The organism is Niveispirillum sp. BGYR6, from assembly GCF_027568365.1.
Taxonomy (GTDB): Bacteria; Pseudomonadota; Alphaproteobacteria; order Azospirillales; family Azospirillaceae; genus Niveispirillum.
Map to the genome: position 1 here is coordinate 26,073 of NZ_JANLNL010000015.1, position 15,112 is coordinate 41,184.

A 15,112-nucleotide genomic window follows, 5' to 3' on the forward strand; every position below is an offset into this window, starting at 1 on the left:
CGCTCCGTTCGCTTTGCCTGGGGCTTACAACCCGCATCCCCGCGCCCTCCCCCGAGGGTGGTTCCGGTGGATACGGGGCAACAGGTGGGGATGGGGTGGTCGTTGGACAATACCCGGTACCGTTCCGGTACCCGGAACGGGACACCAGTTTTCAGTTTTCAGGACGCAAAGCGCCCGGCGGGGCGCGCATCCATATCGCCGAGGAGACGAGAGGTATGGCGGACACCATGCAAGCGGGCGACGGCCAGACCCGCCGTGATTTCATTTATCTGGCTGCCGCCGCCATGGGTGGCGTTGGTGCCGCTTCTGCCTTGTGGCCCTTCATCCACAGCCTGAACCCGGCCGCCGATACGCTGGCGCTGGCGACGATTGAGGTCGATCTGGCTCCCATCGCCGCCGGTCAGGCCATCAAGGCCATGTGGCGCGGCAAGCCGGTCTTCATCCGCAACCGCACCCCGGAAGAGATCGAATCGGCCCGCAAGGTGCCGATGGCCGAGCTGATCGACCCGCAGACCGACCAGGACCGCGTGAAGGCGGGCAAGGAAAACTGGCTGATCCTGGTGGGTGTCTGCACCCATCTGGGCTGCATTCCGCTCGGCACGTCGTCGGGTGAACCGCGCGGCGATTATGGCGGGTGGTTCTGCCCCTGCCACGGCTCGCACTATGATACGGCAGGCCGTATCCGCAAGGGCCCCGCGCCGAAGAACCTGAACGTGCCGGAATACGCTTTCATCAGCGATACCCGCATCAAGGTCGGCTAAGAACAGATCCAGGCAGAGGGAGTGCCAAATGGCCCACGCCCCACAGTCCAATTTCAATAACCCGGTGGTGAACTGGATCGACCAGCGCCTGCCGATTATTACGATGATGAACAAGGAGTATGGGTCGTTCCCGACTCCGCGTAATTTCAATTCCCTGTGGAATTTCGGCGCCATCGCCATGGTGGTGCTGGCAACCATGATCGTGTCGGGTGTCGTGCTGGCAATGCACTACACCAACAATACCGCGCTGGCTTTCGACAGCGTGGAACGCATCATGCGCGATGTGAACTGGGGCTGGATGATCCGTTACATCCACGCCAACGGCGCCTCGATGTTCTTCATCGCCGTCTATATCCATATTTTCCGCGGCGTTTATTACGGCTCCTACAAGGCCCCGCGTGAACTGATCTGGATCTTCGGCGTCATCATCCTGCTGCTGATGATGGGCACCGCCTTCATGGGCTATGTGCTGCCCTGGGGCCAGATGTCCTTCTGGGGCGCCACGGTGATCACCAACCTGTTCTCCGCCATCCCGGTGGTGGGTGAGAGCATCGTGACCCTGCTGTGGGGTGGCTTCTCGGTCGATAACCCGACCCTGAACCGCTTCTTCGCGCTGCACTTCCTGCTGCCGTTCGTGCTGATCGCCGTCGTGTTCCTGCACGTTGCCGCCTTGCACATCACCGGTTCCAACAACCCGCTGGGTGTTGAACCGAAGGGCCCGCAGGATACGCTGCCGTTCCACCCCTACTACACCACGAAGGATCTGTTCGGCGTTGTGCTGTTCCTGATCATCTTCGCGGCCTTCGTGTTCTTTGCGCCCAACTATCTGGGCCACCCGGACAATTACATTCCGGCCGATCCGCTGGTGACCCCGGCCCATATCGTGCCTGAATGGTATTTCCTGCCCTTCTACGCCATCCTGCGTTCCATCACCTTCTCCATCACGCTGCCGTTCACCGACATCGTGCTGATCCCGGCGAAGCTGGGTGGTGTGATCGGGATGTTCGGCTCCATCGCCATCCTGTTCGTCCTGCCCTGGCTGGACACCTCCCCGGTTCGGTCGTCGCGCTTCCGCCCGATCTTCAAGTGGTGGGTGCTGCTGTGGCTGGTGCCGGCCTTCCTGGTGCTGGGCTATGTCGGCGGCAAGCCGGCGGAACAGCCCTATGTGCTGTTGGGCCAGATCGCCACCGTGATGTATTTCGTGTTCTTCCTGGCCCTGCCGATCATCGGCCGGATCGAGAAGCCGCTGCCGCTGCCGGCCTCCATCGCCAAGCCCGTTCTGGGCGGCGGTTCGGTCGCCACCGGCGCTACCGCCCAAGTGATGGAGAAGGCCTGATGCGTCGTCTTCGTAATCTGATCGCCGCAGGCGTCCTCTCTGTTGCCGGCCTCACGGCCGGCGCCCAGGCTTCCGGTGATGTCGCTGTTCCGCCCGCCCAGGAATGGGCCCATGGTGGCGTCAACAGCTTCCTGTCCTTCTTCAAGGGCTATGACTATGCGGCCGTGCAGCGCGGCTTCCAGGTCTATAAGGAAGTCTGCGCCGCCTGCCATTCCATGCACCTGCTCTCCTATCGCAACCTGCATGATATCGGGTTCAATGAGGAAGAGGTGAAGGCGATCGCGGCCTCGGTGGAAGTGACCGATGGCCCGAATGACCAGGGTGAAATGTTCAACCGGCCGGGCCTGCCGTCCGACCGGTTCAAGAGCCCGTTTGCGAACAAGCAGGCCGCCGCTGCCGCCAATGGCGGCAAGGCCCCGCCCGATCTGTCACTGATCGTCAAGGCCCGCTCGCATTTCGAGGATTATGTCTACGCCATCCTGACCGGCTATGCGGAGGCTCCGGCCGACGCCCATGTGCCGCCGGGTGGCAATTACAACAAGTACTTCCCGGGCAATGCCATCGCCATGCCCATGCCGCTGTTCGAAAACGGCGTGACCTATGCCGATGGCACCAAGGCCACCGTGCCGCAGATGGCGCATGACGTGGTGACGTTCCTGGCCTGGGCTGCTGAGCCCAAGCTGGAAGAACGCCGCCGCGTCGGCATCATGGCCATCACCTTCCTGGTGGTGTTTGCCGGCGTCATGTACGCCGCCAAGCGCCGCGTTTGGGCGGATGCGCACTGATCCGGCAACGGGTTTGTGAGTGAGGAGAAGGGCGCTTCCCGACTTGGGGGGCGCCCTTTTTCTTTGCGCTTGCCGGGGTGGGGCTGCTGTGCCTATAAAAGCGCGCGCGTCACAGGATGATCGCCGTAAGCGTTCAACGTCAACCAACGCACCAACAGCCCCCGAATGGGTGCTGACGGTGCTTTATGCCGTTGGACCCGCTTCTGGGGCCCTTTTTCAAGGTGCCTTCCATGTCTGAACTCAATGCCCGTTTCGCGTCGCCCGGTCGTCAGGCCCGGCGTCCCGGCTTTCGCAAGCTGCCGCCATCGGCAGCGACATTTGTGATGCCGCTGATCCTGTCGATCCTGATGACCTGTGTTGTCTCGGCCGTCGCCACCCTGCGCAATATCGGTCTGGTGGAGGGGGTGGCCGGTCACTGGCTGCAGGCCTGGGGCCTGTCCTGGCTGATCGCCTTTCCCACCCTGCTGCTGGTGCTGCCCTTGGTGCGGCGTATTGTCGGGCTGCTGGTGCAAAGCCCGGCCCGGTGAGTCTCACTCGTAAAGCAAAGGGGCGCTTCCCGGCCGGGAAGCGCCCTTTTTACCTGCTGTTCTACCGGGTTTCAGTCGGTGGCGCGTGGGCGCATGTACAGGTGCAGCAGGTAGAACCATAGCGGCAGGGCCAGGCAAAGCATCATGAAATTGGCCAACACCATCCACCAGGGCGGTGCTAATCCCAGTCCGGCGCCCAGCCCCAGACCGATGCCCCCGGCAAAGAGGCTGATCGGGGCCAGCAGGAAGCTGAAGCCAAACAAGCTGATCATGCCCGGATCTTTTTCTGCAACGCTTGCCGACATGGTCCCCATTCCACCCTCCTGATTCGGAAAGTTGTATTTGTCTATGGTGGGCATCTTTCAAATCAGGGTCAATCGGAATGCAAAAAGGGGCGCCCGCTTTTACGAGCACCCCCTGATCACCATGCAGCCGCGTTAAAAAGCCTTACGCGCTGGTCTTCACATGGCCGGCATCGCCACCCTTGGCCACGCCGACAATGGCTTCGCGCAGCAGGCGGCCATGGATGGTGTAACCCGCCTGCAGCACCTGAACCACGGTGCCCGGTGCCTTGTCGGTGCCTTCCATCTCCATCATGATCTGATGGAAATTCGGGTCGGCCGGCTGGCCCAGGGCTTCCATGCGGGCAATGCCGGCGCGGTCGAAGGCGGCTTCCAACTGGCGCTCAGTGGCTTCCACCCCGGTCAGCAGGTTGCTGACGCCGGCATTCTCGGCGCGGGTTTCCGGCGATACGGCTTCCACGGCGCGGCGCAGATTGTCGGCAACGGCCAGCAGATCCTTGGCGAACTTGGCCACGGCGTACTTGGCGGTGTCCTCGCGCTCCCGCTCGGCCCGGCGGCGGATATTCTCCGCTTCCGCCAGGGAGCGCAGCAACTGGTCCTTCAGTTGGGCGACCTCCGCCTCCAACGCGGCAACGCGGCCGGCATCGGCGGCGGGTGCGACCGCCTCGGCCTGTTCGGCACCGGTGGCGGTTTCGGTTTCGTTGGTGTTGGTCGTCTCACTCATCGCGGTTCCAAGCCTCAGGCTTTTTACGAAATGTCATCCGGCAAGGGTGCCGGTGACAGAGGTTTAGGGGGGATTGACCCGCCTGTCGAGATGATAGGCGGGTTGGAGATGGTGTTTCACACGGGTCGATTGCAAGGGGGGCTTTGCGGGCATCCCCTATCCCATCAGCCGCCCGATCACCTTGGCGGTGTAATCCACCATGGGGATGATGCGGGCATAATTGATGCGGGTGGGGCCGATCACGCCGATGGCGCCGACAATCTGTTCCTTGGTGTTCATATAGGGGCTGACGATCATGGAACAGCCGGCATGGCTGAACAGCTCGCTCTCCGCCCCGATGAAAATCTGCACCCCTTCGGCCTTGCCGGTGGCATCCAGCATCCGCATCATCTGTTCGCGGGTTTCCAGCGCCTCGAACAGGTTGCGGATGCGCTCCAGGTCCGACAGGGCCGTCACATCCTCCAGCAGGCGGGCCTGGCCGCGCACGATCAGGTAACCCTGGCTGTCACGCGTGCCGGCCCAGGTGGCCAGCCCCGTTTCCACCACCTTGGCGGTCAGCGCGTCCAACTGGCTTTTCTGGTCTTCCATTTCCTTCTGGATGAAGGCGCGGGCCTCCGCCAGGGTGCGGCCCACCACGCGGGCATTCAGGTAATTGCTGGCCATCTGCAGGGCCGAGGGCGGCAGGCCCACCGCCACCTCCACCACCCGGTTTTCCACCAGCCCATCTTCGGTCACCAGCACCACCAGGGCGCGGCCGGGCGACAGGTTGATGAATTCGATATGTTTCAGCGGCCGGTCCGTCTTGGGCGCCAGCACCAGCCCGGCGCAGGAGGAAAGGCCCGACAGCAGGTTCGTCGCCTCCTCCAGCACCTCCGGCATCGACCGTCCGCCGGCGGCACAGCGCGCCTCGATATCCGAGCGCTCCTTCTCCGACAGGGCGCCGATTTCTAGGATGCCATTGACGAACAGGCGCAGGCCGGCATCGGTGGGCACCCGGCCCGCCGAGGTGTGCGGGGCCATCAGCAGGCCCAGATCTTCCAGATCCGCCATGACGTTGCGGATGGTGGCCGGCGACAGCGAGGTGGTAAGCCGGCGCGACAGCGTACGGGAACCCACCGGTTCCCCCGTCTGGACATAGGCTTCCACGATTTCGCGGAACACCTCACGCGAGCGCTGGTTCAGTTCGCTGATCATGCCCTTCGCAGTTTATCTGCCACATGTACAAAGAAGGAGCTTAGGCGCAGGCGCGGCGCAAATCAACGGACGGTCATGCCCGGCAGGCAAGTGGACTTCGATAGGCTGGCGTTGGTATGAGGATACAGAGATTCAATCAGACCTGAAATGGACCATCCCCATGACCCGCCCCTCCGGCCGCCTTGCCGACCAGCTCCGCACCGTCAGCCTGGAAACCCACTTCTCCCGCCACGCCGAAGGGTCGTGTTTCGTGAAGTTCGGTGACACGCATGTGCTGTGCACGGCCAGCGTGGAAGAGAAGGTGCCGCCCTTCCTGCGTGGCAAGGGGGAAGGCTGGGTGACGGCGGAATATGGCATGTTGCCCCGTTCCACCCACACCCGCACCGACCGTGAGGCCGCCAAGGGCAAGCAGTCGGGCCGCACCCAGGAAATCCAGCGCCTGATCGGCCGCAGCTTGCGCGCCGTCACCGATGTGAAGGCGATGGGCGAGATTCAGGTGAAGGTGGATTGCGACGTCATCCAGGCCGATGGCGGCACCCGCACGGCATCGATCACCGGCGCCTATGTCGCCCTGCATCTGGCGTTTCAGCACCTGCAGCGCATCGGCGTGCTGAAGGAAATCCCCCTGATCGATCAGGTGGCCGCCATTTCCTGCGGCATCTATAATGGCGTGCCGGTGCTGGACCTGGATTACCCGGAAGACAGCAATGCCGGGGCCGACGCCAATTTCGTGCTGACCGGCCGCGGTGGCATCGTGGAAATCCAGGGCACGGCCGAGGATAAGCCGTTCCAGGAGGCAGAGTTCCTGACCCTGCTGTCGCTGGCCCGCAAGGGCATCGCCGAACTGACGGCGATGCAGCGGGCTGTGCTGGGGCTGTGAGGGTTGTAAGCCGGCTGGTTGACACATACTGCGGCAATGCCGCAGTATGTGGGCATGGTTGAGCGGGCCATCACCGTTGTGGAGTTGACGAGCTTCCAGCGCCGGGCAGAGAAAATTCTCTCTGCCCAGGAGCATAAATCCATCATTGATTTCCTGGCGCTTAACCCCCTTGCCGGGGATGAGATCAAGGGCACCGGTGGGGTGCGAAAGGTTCGTTTCGCCATGGGGCCAAAGGTAAATCCGGCGGTGCCCGTGTCATCTACTATTTTTACAATGACACGCTTCCGCTCTATGCCCTGTTGATTTATGGCAAGGGGGAACGGACCGACCTATCTGCAGATGAACGCAGAACGGTGTCGAAGCTGGTTGATGTGCTGCGCGCCGGAGCGAAGGAGCCATCGCGATGACAAAAACAAATTTCGCTGCTGATTTGACAGAGGCGTTGGCGGAGGCGATTCGTCACGCCCAGGGCGACGAAACGGGTGCGATCCGGCATGTTGTGATGGTGGAGACGGTTGATGTTCGCGCCATCCGTACCAGCCTGGGCCTATCCCGCCCGAAATTTGCGGAGCGCTTTGGGCTGGACCCGCGCACCGTTCAGGATTGGGAGCAGGGGCGCCGTCACCCCGATAAGGCGGCGCAATCCTATCTTAAGGTGATTGCCTGTAATCCCGAAGCAGTGGTGGGCGCGCTGGCGGGTTCGTGATGTTTTTTTGTGAACAAATGTACTTCGTTTTTGAAGGTGGTTGACATGATAAAAATTCGTACAGGAAAATTTCATTTTTGTATGGGTGTGATTTTTAGTGTTATTGTATTTTTAACGTGTTTGTTTTTATTGTTTAATAAATTATTTTCATTTTTTCAAAACAGGAAAAATCATAAAGATTTATTTTCTTTGTATGATTTTTGTTTAAATGAATCTAATCGTGATGGTATTGTATTGAATTGTGATGTGGCTTATTTAACAATTTTATCAACTGGTGGCTTATTAATTTTTTTATTCTTATTATTTTTGTTGCGTTTTGTTAATAAGTTGGATGCCACTGTTTACGATTGACATTTTGATTTTAAAATTTTTCATTGTGAAATGCTATGGTGCCGTCGCTGGTCGTGCGCTCGTCGCCACCTAGGCCGATCACCCGGTTGCGCGGCTGACAGATCAGGATGTCGTTGTCACCGCCGCGCTTGATTTCCTGATGGCGGGTATCTGACAAGACATTCTTTGCTGAATGGCAGAACCACTTTCCCCGGAGCTTCCCCCTATGTCCGCCCCCCGTCAGTTCACCGGCGATACGCTGGTCATCGCCACCCATAACAAGGGCAAGGTGCCGGAAATCGCCGCTCTGCTGAAAGATTATGTGACGAAGTTTCCGTCCGCCGGGGAACTGGGTCTGGGCGAGCCGGAAGAGACCGAAAGCACCTATATCGGCAATGCGGCCTTGAAGGCGCGGGCGGCCGCCATGGCGTCGGGCCTGCCGGCCCTGGCGGATGACAGCGGGGTGTCGGTGGCGGGGCTGGATGGGGCGCCGGGCATCTATTCTGCCCGCTGGGCCGGGCCGGGCAAGGATTTCACCCTGGCCATGGAACGGGTTCGCCAGGAACTGGAAGCGGCACCTGATCGCAAGGGCGACCGCGCCGCCTTCATCTGCGCCCTGGCTTTGGCTTGGCCCGATGGGCATGTGGAGGCGGTGGAGGGCCGGCTGGACGGCACCCTGACCTTCCCGCCACGCGGGGAACGCGGCTTCGGTTATGATCCCATCTTCATCCCCGATGGCTATACTATCACCTGCGGGGAAATGGACCCGGCAGAGAAGCAGGCCATCAGCCACCGTGCCGATGCCTTCCAGAAGTTGAAGGTTTTGTGTTTCGGCGCAAAATGACTCGCCAATGGGTGTATGTTCCTGTATTGTTCTGCATCGCATCGATATTGATGCAGAACATGGGGGGAACAGATGATCGGCTATGTGACGCTGGGCACCAATGATCTGGCGCGGGGTGCGCCCTTCTATGATGCCATCGCGGCGGAACTGGGCGTGGGCCGGATGATGGAATTTCCCACCGGCATTGCCTGGGGCAAGCCGGGGGGCGCTGCTGGCGTGGCGCTGATGAAGCCCTATGATGGCAATGCCGCCACGGTGGGCAATGGCGTGATGGTGGCGTTCGAGGCCAAGGATGAAGAGCAGGTCCGCCGGCTTTATGACATCGCGCTCGCCCATGGCGGCACCTGTGAGGGCCCGCCGGGCCTGCGGGGTGGTGGTTTCTATGCTGCCTATTTCCGCGATCTGGACGGCAACAAGCTGAACGCCTTTACCATGGGTGCGCCAGCCTGATGTCTTTCACCATGGCAGGGCGGGTCACCGCCCTGCCATGTCTGGCCGTGGCTTGCCAGGGCCGGGGCGCTCCGCCATATCCAGCGCTTCGCTTGGGTGAGGAATGGTGTGATGGTGGGGCAGACGGGGCAGCTTCAGGGCGTGGACGCGGCGGGGCTTTTCCCCGATCCGGGTTTTGCGCTTTATGTGCATTGGCCGTTCTGCGCCAGCAAATGCCCCTATTGCGACTTCAACTCCCATGTGCGGGAAAGCGTGGACCATGAAAGCTGGGCCGAAGGGCTGTTGCGGGAACTGGACCATTTCGCCGATCTGACGCCGGGCCGGCGGTTAACGTCGGTTTTCTTCGGTGGGGGTACGCCGTCGCTGATGCGGCCGGAAACGGTGGCCGCCATTTTGCGCCGGGCGGATGAACGCTGGGGCCTGCCGGCGGGCACGGAAGTGACGCTGGAGGCAAACCCGACCAGTGTGGAGGCGGCGAAGTTCCGGGGCTTCCGCGCCGCCGGGGTCAACCGTGTCAGCCTGGGCATTCAGTCCCTGAATGAGGCGGATTTGAAGGCGCTGGGCCGCCGGCATTCGGCCGAGGATGCGCTGGGTGCCATCGCCCTGGCGCGTGACCTGTTCCCGCGCTACAGCTTCGATCTGATCTATGCCCGCCCCGGCCAGACGGTGGCGGCCTGGCGGGAGGAGCTGCACCGCGCGCTGGACCATGCGGTCGGCCATCTCTCGCTCTATCAGTTGACGATTGAGGAGGGGACGCAGTTCCACACGCTTCATGCGCGTGGTGATCTGGTGCTGCCGGCTGAGGAAGTGCAGGGCGACCTGTATGCCATGACGCAGGAAGTGCTGAATGCCGCCGGCCTGCCGGCCTATGAGGTTTCCAACCATGCGCGTCCGGGGCAGGAAAGCCGGCACAACCTGACCTATTGGCGCTATGGCGATTATGTCGGCATCGGGCCGGGTGCCCATGGCCGGCTGACGCTGGAGGGGGAGAAGCGGGCCACCCGCACCCACCGCGCGCCGGAGGTCTGGCTGGAACGCACCCTTTCCACCGGCACCGGGGCCAAACCGTTTGAGCCGGTGGCGGCACAGGACAGGTTGACGGAAATGCTGATGATGGGCCTGCGCCTGTCCGAAGGGGTGCCGCTGGCCCGCGTGCAGGCGGAAACCGGCAAGCCTTTGGCGGATTGGCTGGCCCCCGACGCTCTGCGCCGCTTACAGCGGATCGGGATGCTGGAACAGGTGGGGCAGGGGGCCGGCACCGTGCTGCGCGCCACCAGCGACGGACGGGAACGGCTGAACGCCGTGCTGGCGGCGCTGCTGGGGTGATTATGGGTGAAGCTCACGCCGCACTGGCCACCGGCGCCACCACGCCGGCCAGCGTCAGCGCCGCCATGGCCAGATGTTCGGCGGCCAGCACGGGGGAGAGGTTGTAGAACGCCTTCCAGGCCAGGGCGCCCAGGGGATCGTCATGGCGCGGGTGCAGCAGGCGCCAGTGGCGGGCCACCGCCTCGGCAATCACCTTGTCGGTGGACAGCAGGCCGGGCCAGCGCACCGCCTGATGCACGGCCAGCACTTCCGACACCGCCCACAGCGCCTCCACCGTCAATTGCCGGTATTCGGGGTTCAGGATACGGTCCAGCCGCCATTCCACCTCCCGCGCGAAATCGCGTTCTGCTGGCGTGCTGTCGGCGCGCAGGGTGGCGCTGCTCAACCGATGGTCGGGCTGGGAGGCGTCGGCGATGGCCAGTTCCTCGCAATGGCGCAGCACGGCCCAGACGCGCATGAAGAACTCATCGGGCACCGGCAACAGCGTGCCGGTGACATCGCGCCAGCCCCACCAATCGCCCCCGGCCAGGGCATGGGCGGCCCAATGGTCGCTTTCCAGGGCGAATTCCGGCCTTTCCACCGCGCAATTGCGCGCCAGCACCGGCAGGCAGAAATCCCCCGTCATGCCGGGGCAGCGGGAAATCAGCCGGCGCAGCCGCGTCAGCATGGCGTGCGGCCCCTCCGCCTTCAACAACTCCAGTGCCTGGGCATCCGACAGGCCGCGCTGGCGGGCCAGGGACCGGCAGAGCAAACCCAGCAGCTCCGCCGGGCGGGCCGACAGCGTATAGCGGAACAGTTCCGGGCTGGCCTTGATCAACATGCCGCTGAACAGCAGCATTTCTTCCCGCAGCATGATGGTGGCGCCATCGCCACCCAGGGCCGCCAGCCGGTTGGCAATGGTGGCATTGTCCACCGGCCGGTCAACCAGGGAGCCATGATCATGCCAGGCCCCGAACATCACATGTTTCTGCCGGACAACGATTTCCTTCACCGCATCCTGCAACCGCTCATCATGGCGGCCCAGCAGGAAGGCCAGTGGGCGCACGATATCCCAACGGTCGGCCCCGCCGGCGGCCCGGTAGAGCCGTTCGGCCATGACCAGCAGGCTGGGCCCACCCGGATGCGGCTGGAAATCCCGCCCCTGGCGGTGCCAGAGCAGGCCCAGCATGTGCAGATGCCGCCCGACATGCCGTTCCCCCGGCAGGGTATGGGCCAGCCAGGGCGTATCCGCCTCCTCCAGCTTGCTCCGCTCCTCCGCCGTCAGGGCAGGGGCCGTCAGATCGAAGAGATCGCCCACCGGCGTCGGCCGCACCGGCCGCGCGGTGACCGGGCAGGAGGGGGCGGTATCCTGTAGCGAGACGATGCGGGCAGCGGCATAGCTGTCCGCCAGATCGCCGCCGCGCACAAACGTATCCGGCACATTGCCGTTGCACAGGTCGGTCAGGGTGCGCGCCAGCTCGTCAAAGGCCCCGCCCGCCGCCATGGCGCGGGTGACCGGGAATACCATCAGCGGCGGCTTGGTGAAGGTCCAGGCGCGGTTGATATAGGCCACCTCCGACAGCAGCCGTTCCACCAGGAAGCGGTTATCGAAGGTGAAATAGAACCCGTCCTGTTCATCAACAAAGGTGGGAATGATGACGGTGGGCTGCCCGGCAAAGCGATAGCCGCAGCCGGTGATCAGCGTGCCCAGCCGGCGTGGCGGCCGGCCCGACAGGCCCAGCGGCGGGCAGCTTCCCAGCTCCGCCAGCGCCCCCACCAGCACATCGGCATGGCAGATATGGATGGACTGGCCCGCCTGTTCCAGCGTCTGGCACCACAGCCCATGGTCGCGCAGCTTGCTGCGCACCTCCCCATCCTCGGCCAGCACCACCAGACGCAGCGGCACCGGCGGCTTGGGCTTCAGCTTGGCACGGCGGTTCAGCGGGTCGATATCGCTGGCGGACAGGAACCCCTCATCCAGCAGCAGGCCCATGATGAACAGGCTCTGTGCCCAGAGCAGGGGCACATTGTCATTGGGGATGCGCGGCTGGCTGCCGGGATGGGCACGCTCAGCCTCCACCGCTTCTTCCGGTACGATGAACAGTTCCGGCAGCAGGGCGTCAGCGTCGCGCTGCACCAGCAGCTTTTCCAGCTTGTCCCGGTAATCGGCGGCGCTGCGGGCATCGCCCGTCAACAGGGCGGTGACATAGAGATAGGTGAAGAACAGCGGCCATTCGCTTTCAATGCCGCGAAACCGCTCCAGCTCGCCGGCTTCGTAATGCAGGCGGGCATGGTCTTCCAGCACGGTCTGGTGCCCGTCGCGCAGGAACCGCTTGCAGCCATAGGGGCCGGCCAGCTTGCCCAGGATTTCGGCGCGTGTGCGCTCCACAATCTCCGGCACATCCACGGCGAAGGCGGGCCAGCCAATGACGCCCAGCAGGGCGGCATCCACCTCTTTCGAGCCGCTTTCGCGGGGCAGCAGCGCTTCCAGCGTGGCGCGCGCGCGGGCGATCTCATCCGGTACAGCATGGATCACCGCTACGCGGCCGCCATCCTCCCCGAACAGGTCCAGGCCCTGGATGGCCTCCAGTGCGGCCTTGGCCATGCCGATGGAACTGGCATTCAGCTCCACCGCGCCATCATTGATCTTGCGCCCCCGCTCCCAGATGCCGAAATCGGCGATGCGATAGGCGGGGCCGATGTAATGAACAAGGTTCTGGACAAAGGCCACCTCGTCCATCGTGTAGATCAGGTTCATGCCACAGCGCGTCATCTGCGCCAGCATCAGCAGGAACAGGGAGGTGGCATCAATCTGCAGGTGCCCCCAGCCATCATCGGCCGCCACCGCTTCACCGGTGGCGGCGGAATATATCGCATGCAGGCTGTCCAGCGGGGCCTGGGTATGTTTGAACCGCTCCACCTTGGCGGCCTGTTTCATCATGGCCTGCAACAGGCCGCGCATGGTCTTGATGACGCTCTGTTCCAGCAGGCGGGCGCGGGCGGCACTGTCGCCCCGGCGGCGCAGGGCCAGCGCCAAGGCCCAGGGACCGATGATGGAATAGACATTATCGCGCACCCAGGCATGGGTGTAATTGCCATGCACGGTAATGGCGGTGCTGGCCGGCAACAGGCCGGTCACCGGGTGCTGGCGGGACAGAATGACCCGGTTCACATGGTCGAACAGCCGGTCCAGCGCCTGCTTAGACGCTTCAACCCCGGCTTTGCCCACCCCACGTGGCAAGGGTCCATCCACCATTCCCCATCCCCTCAAACCCGTTCCGGTACCATTATTCCGGCTGTAAAGAAGACTGTAACAGGAAACCGATGCGTGCAACCGTTGCATTGCACCATGCGATACGAAATCATGGGGCGCCGGCGCGGGTCATGCACCGGCAGCGTTCATTCATCCGCCTTCCTTCCCCCTGTCCCGGAAAGCCTGTCCGCAGATGATCGACCAGCGCGCCAGTGGCATCCTGATGCATCCGACCTCCCTGCCCGGCGGGCATGGCATTGGCGATCTGGGGCCGGCGGCCCGGCGCTTTCTGGAACAGCTGGAAATGGCGGGACAGCGGGTCTGGCAGATCTTGCCGCTGGCCCCCACCAGCATGGGCAACAGCCCCTATTCCGCCCTGTCCAGCTTTGCCGGCAACCCGCTGCTGATCAGTTTCGATGATCTGGTGATCGATGGTTTTGCCCCTGCCAGCCTGCTGGACGGGCTGCCGGGAAACGAGGCCCCGCGCGTGGATTATGACCGGGTGGCCGGTGCCAAGCTGGCAGCCCTTGACGAAGTGGCGGACGCCTTTCTGAAACGTCCGCCGGAAGATGCGGAATGGGGCGATTTTGAGCTGTTCCTGGCCCGCAACGAGGCGGACTGGCTGGATGATTTCGCGCTTTACACCGTGTTGAAGCAACGCCATGGCGGTTCCGCCTGGATGGGCTGGGAACCGCTGCTGGCCACGCGCGATCCGGTGGAACTGGACGCGGCGCGCGAAGCGCTGGGCCATGAGCTGGCCAAGGTGAAAGTGATCCAGTTCCTGTTCTTCCGCCAATGGCAGCGGCTGAAGGCGGAGGCCAACCGCCGGTCCATCCGCATCATGGGCGATCTGCCGATTTTCGTGGCGGGCGACAGCGCCGATGTCTGGGCCAACCGGCATCTGTTCGAGATGGCAGAGGATGGCAGCCCAACCCTGGTGGCCGGTGTGCCGCCCGATTATTTCAGCGCCACCGGCCAGCGCTGGGGCAACCCGCTTTACCGCTGGGACGCGCACCGGGCGGAGGGTTTCGCCTGGTGGCACCGCCGCATCCTGAAAACGCTGGAAACGGTGGACATGGTGCGAATCGACCATTTCCGCGGCTTTGAAAGCTATTGGGAAATCCCGGCGTCGGAGGAAACCGCCATCAATGGCCGCTGGGTGCCAGCACCGGGCTATGAGCTGTTCCAGTCCCTGCGCGACCGGTTCGGCGAACTGCCGATCATCGCCGAAGATCTGGGCATCATCACCGCCGAGGTGGAGCGGCTGCGCGACCATTTCGGCTTCCCCGGGATGCGGGTGCTGCCGTTTGAATGGGGCGATCATTTCGATCCGGGCCAGTACGATCCCAACCGTTACAGCGCCAACAGCGTCTTCTATACCGGCACCCATGACAATGACACGATCATGGGCTGGTTCAACAGTTTGGGCGGGCGCGACAGTGATCGCGGCCGCACCATCCTGCATTATCTGGGCAGCGATGGCTGGGCGCCGCAATGGGACTTCATCCGCTTTGCTTTGGGCGTGAATTCCCGCCTGACCATCACGCCCTTGCAGGATGTGCTGGGCCTGGGCACGGAGGCGCGGATGAATATACCGGGCCTGCCCGATGGCAATTGGGGCTGGCGGTTGCAGGCGGAATTGCTGACCGACGGGCACCTGACATATCTGCGCCAGCTGACAGCGGCGGCCGGGCGGGTGTGAGGGTTGGGGGCCG

At 63.2% G+C, this 15,112-nt stretch carries 17 protein-coding genes; 12 read left to right on the forward strand and 5 right to left on the reverse strand.

What is annotated here, in order from left to right; all coding sequences use genetic code 11:
• Positions 1-215 precede the first annotated feature (215 nt).
• The 4 genes from petA to PCJ49_RS22835 all read left to right on the forward strand — a co-directional run bounded on the left by petA (position 216) and on the right by PCJ49_RS22835 (position 3,409).
• A complete protein-coding gene (gene petA / locus PCJ49_RS22820; RefSeq protein WP_269912984.1) occupies positions 216-761 on the forward strand; it encodes a ubiquinol-cytochrome c reductase iron-sulfur subunit in 546 nt (181 codons plus the stop codon).
• Between the two features lie 28 nt (positions 762-789).
• The gene (locus PCJ49_RS22825) at positions 790-2,097 is read left to right on the forward strand and encodes a cytochrome b/b6 (RefSeq protein ID WP_269912985.1); all 1,308 of its coding nucleotides are present in this window, start codon (positions 790-792) and stop codon (positions 2,095-2,097) included.
• On the forward strand, positions 2,097-2,882 hold the full coding sequence (locus PCJ49_RS22830; RefSeq protein ID WP_269912986.1) for a cytochrome c1: 786 nt from the start codon (positions 2,097-2,099) through the stop codon (positions 2,880-2,882). The genes PCJ49_RS22825 and PCJ49_RS22830 overlap by 1 nt, the downstream gene beginning before the upstream one ends.
• Before the next feature lie 230 nt (positions 2,883-3,112).
• A complete protein-coding gene (locus tag PCJ49_RS22835; RefSeq protein WP_269912987.1) occupies positions 3,113-3,409 on the forward strand; it encodes a DUF2798 domain-containing protein in 297 nt (98 codons plus the stop codon).
• Between the two features lie 71 nt (positions 3,410-3,480).
• Here the strand turns inward: PCJ49_RS22835 and PCJ49_RS22840 are convergent, their stop codons facing one another.
• From PCJ49_RS22840 to hrcA, 3 genes are all read right to left on the reverse strand, one after another.
• Positions 3,481-3,768 (reverse strand): hypothetical protein, encoded by a 288-nt coding sequence (locus tag PCJ49_RS22840; RefSeq protein ID WP_269912988.1) that lies wholly within the window; start codon positions 3,766-3,768, stop codon positions 3,481-3,483.
• An 88-nt stretch (positions 3,769-3,856) separates the two neighbouring features.
• Positions 3,857-4,435, reverse strand: a complete 579-nt coding sequence (grpE, locus tag PCJ49_RS22845) for a nucleotide exchange factor GrpE (protein WP_089288526.1) — start codon at positions 4,433-4,435, stop codon at positions 3,857-3,859.
• A gap of 156 nt (positions 4,436-4,591) precedes the next feature.
• Entirely contained in the window at positions 4,592-5,629 is a 1,038-nt protein-coding gene (gene hrcA / locus PCJ49_RS22850; protein ID WP_269912989.1) for a heat-inducible transcriptional repressor HrcA, read from the reverse strand.
• A 160-nt stretch (positions 5,630-5,789) separates the two neighbouring features.
• Here hrcA and rph point away from each other — a divergent pair, with 160 nt between their 5' ends.
• From rph to PCJ49_RS22870, 4 genes are all read left to right on the forward strand, one after another.
• The gene (gene rph, locus PCJ49_RS22855) at positions 5,790-6,509 is read left to right on the forward strand and encodes a ribonuclease PH (protein ID WP_269912990.1); all 720 of its coding nucleotides are present in this window, start codon (positions 5,790-5,792) and stop codon (positions 6,507-6,509) included.
• A gap of 54 nt (positions 6,510-6,563) precedes the next feature.
• Positions 6,564-6,812 carry a hypothetical protein gene (locus PCJ49_RS22860; protein ID WP_269912991.1) on the forward strand — a complete coding sequence of 83 codons (249 nt, stop codon included), beginning with the start codon at positions 6,564-6,566 and terminating at the stop codon, positions 6,810-6,812.
• A gap of 100 nt (positions 6,813-6,912) precedes the next feature.
• Positions 6,913-7,215 (forward strand): helix-turn-helix domain-containing protein, encoded by a 303-nt coding sequence (locus PCJ49_RS22865; protein ID WP_269912992.1) that lies wholly within the window; start codon positions 6,913-6,915, stop codon positions 7,213-7,215.
• A gap of 45 nt (positions 7,216-7,260) precedes the next feature.
• A complete protein-coding gene (locus PCJ49_RS22870) occupies positions 7,261-7,566 on the forward strand; it encodes a hypothetical protein (protein ID WP_269912993.1) in 306 nt (101 codons plus the stop codon).
• A 10-nt stretch (positions 7,567-7,576) separates the two neighbouring features.
• Here PCJ49_RS22870 and PCJ49_RS22875 read toward each other — a convergent pair whose 3' ends face one another.
• Complete coding sequence (locus PCJ49_RS22875) at positions 7,577-7,723, reverse strand: hypothetical protein (protein WP_269912994.1); 147 nt, start codon at positions 7,721-7,723, stop codon at positions 7,577-7,579.
• Positions 7,724-7,771: 48 nt separating this feature from the next.
• On the opposite strand from PCJ49_RS22875, the gene rdgB reads away from it, so the two are divergent.
• The 3 genes from rdgB to hemW all read left to right on the forward strand — a co-directional run bounded on the left by rdgB (position 7,772) and on the right by hemW (position 10,165).
• A complete protein-coding gene (rdgB, locus tag PCJ49_RS22880; protein WP_269912995.1) occupies positions 7,772-8,389 on the forward strand; it encodes an RdgB/HAM1 family non-canonical purine NTP pyrophosphatase in 618 nt (205 codons plus the stop codon).
• A 72-nt stretch (positions 8,390-8,461) separates the two neighbouring features.
• Entirely contained in the window at positions 8,462-8,839 is a 378-nt protein-coding gene (locus tag PCJ49_RS22885) for a VOC family protein (RefSeq protein WP_269912996.1), read from the forward strand.
• Positions 8,840-8,950: 111 nt separating this feature from the next.
• On the forward strand, positions 8,951-10,165 hold the full coding sequence (gene hemW / locus PCJ49_RS22890) for a radical SAM family heme chaperone HemW (protein ID WP_269912997.1): 1,215 nt from the start codon (positions 8,951-8,953) through the stop codon (positions 10,163-10,165).
• A 13-nt stretch (positions 10,166-10,178) separates the two neighbouring features.
• Here the strand turns inward: hemW and PCJ49_RS22895 are convergent, their stop codons facing one another.
• On the reverse strand, positions 10,179-13,400 hold the full coding sequence (locus PCJ49_RS22895) for a glycoside hydrolase family 15 protein (protein ID WP_269912998.1): 3,222 nt from the start codon (positions 13,398-13,400) through the stop codon (positions 10,179-10,181).
• A gap of 190 nt (positions 13,401-13,590) precedes the next feature.
• On the opposite strand from PCJ49_RS22895, the gene malQ reads away from it, so the two are divergent.
• Positions 13,591-15,099 carry a 4-alpha-glucanotransferase gene (malQ, locus tag PCJ49_RS22900; protein ID WP_269912999.1) on the forward strand — a complete coding sequence of 503 codons (1,509 nt, stop codon included), beginning with the start codon at positions 13,591-13,593 and terminating at the stop codon, positions 15,097-15,099.
• Positions 15,100-15,112: the final 13 nt, after the last annotated feature.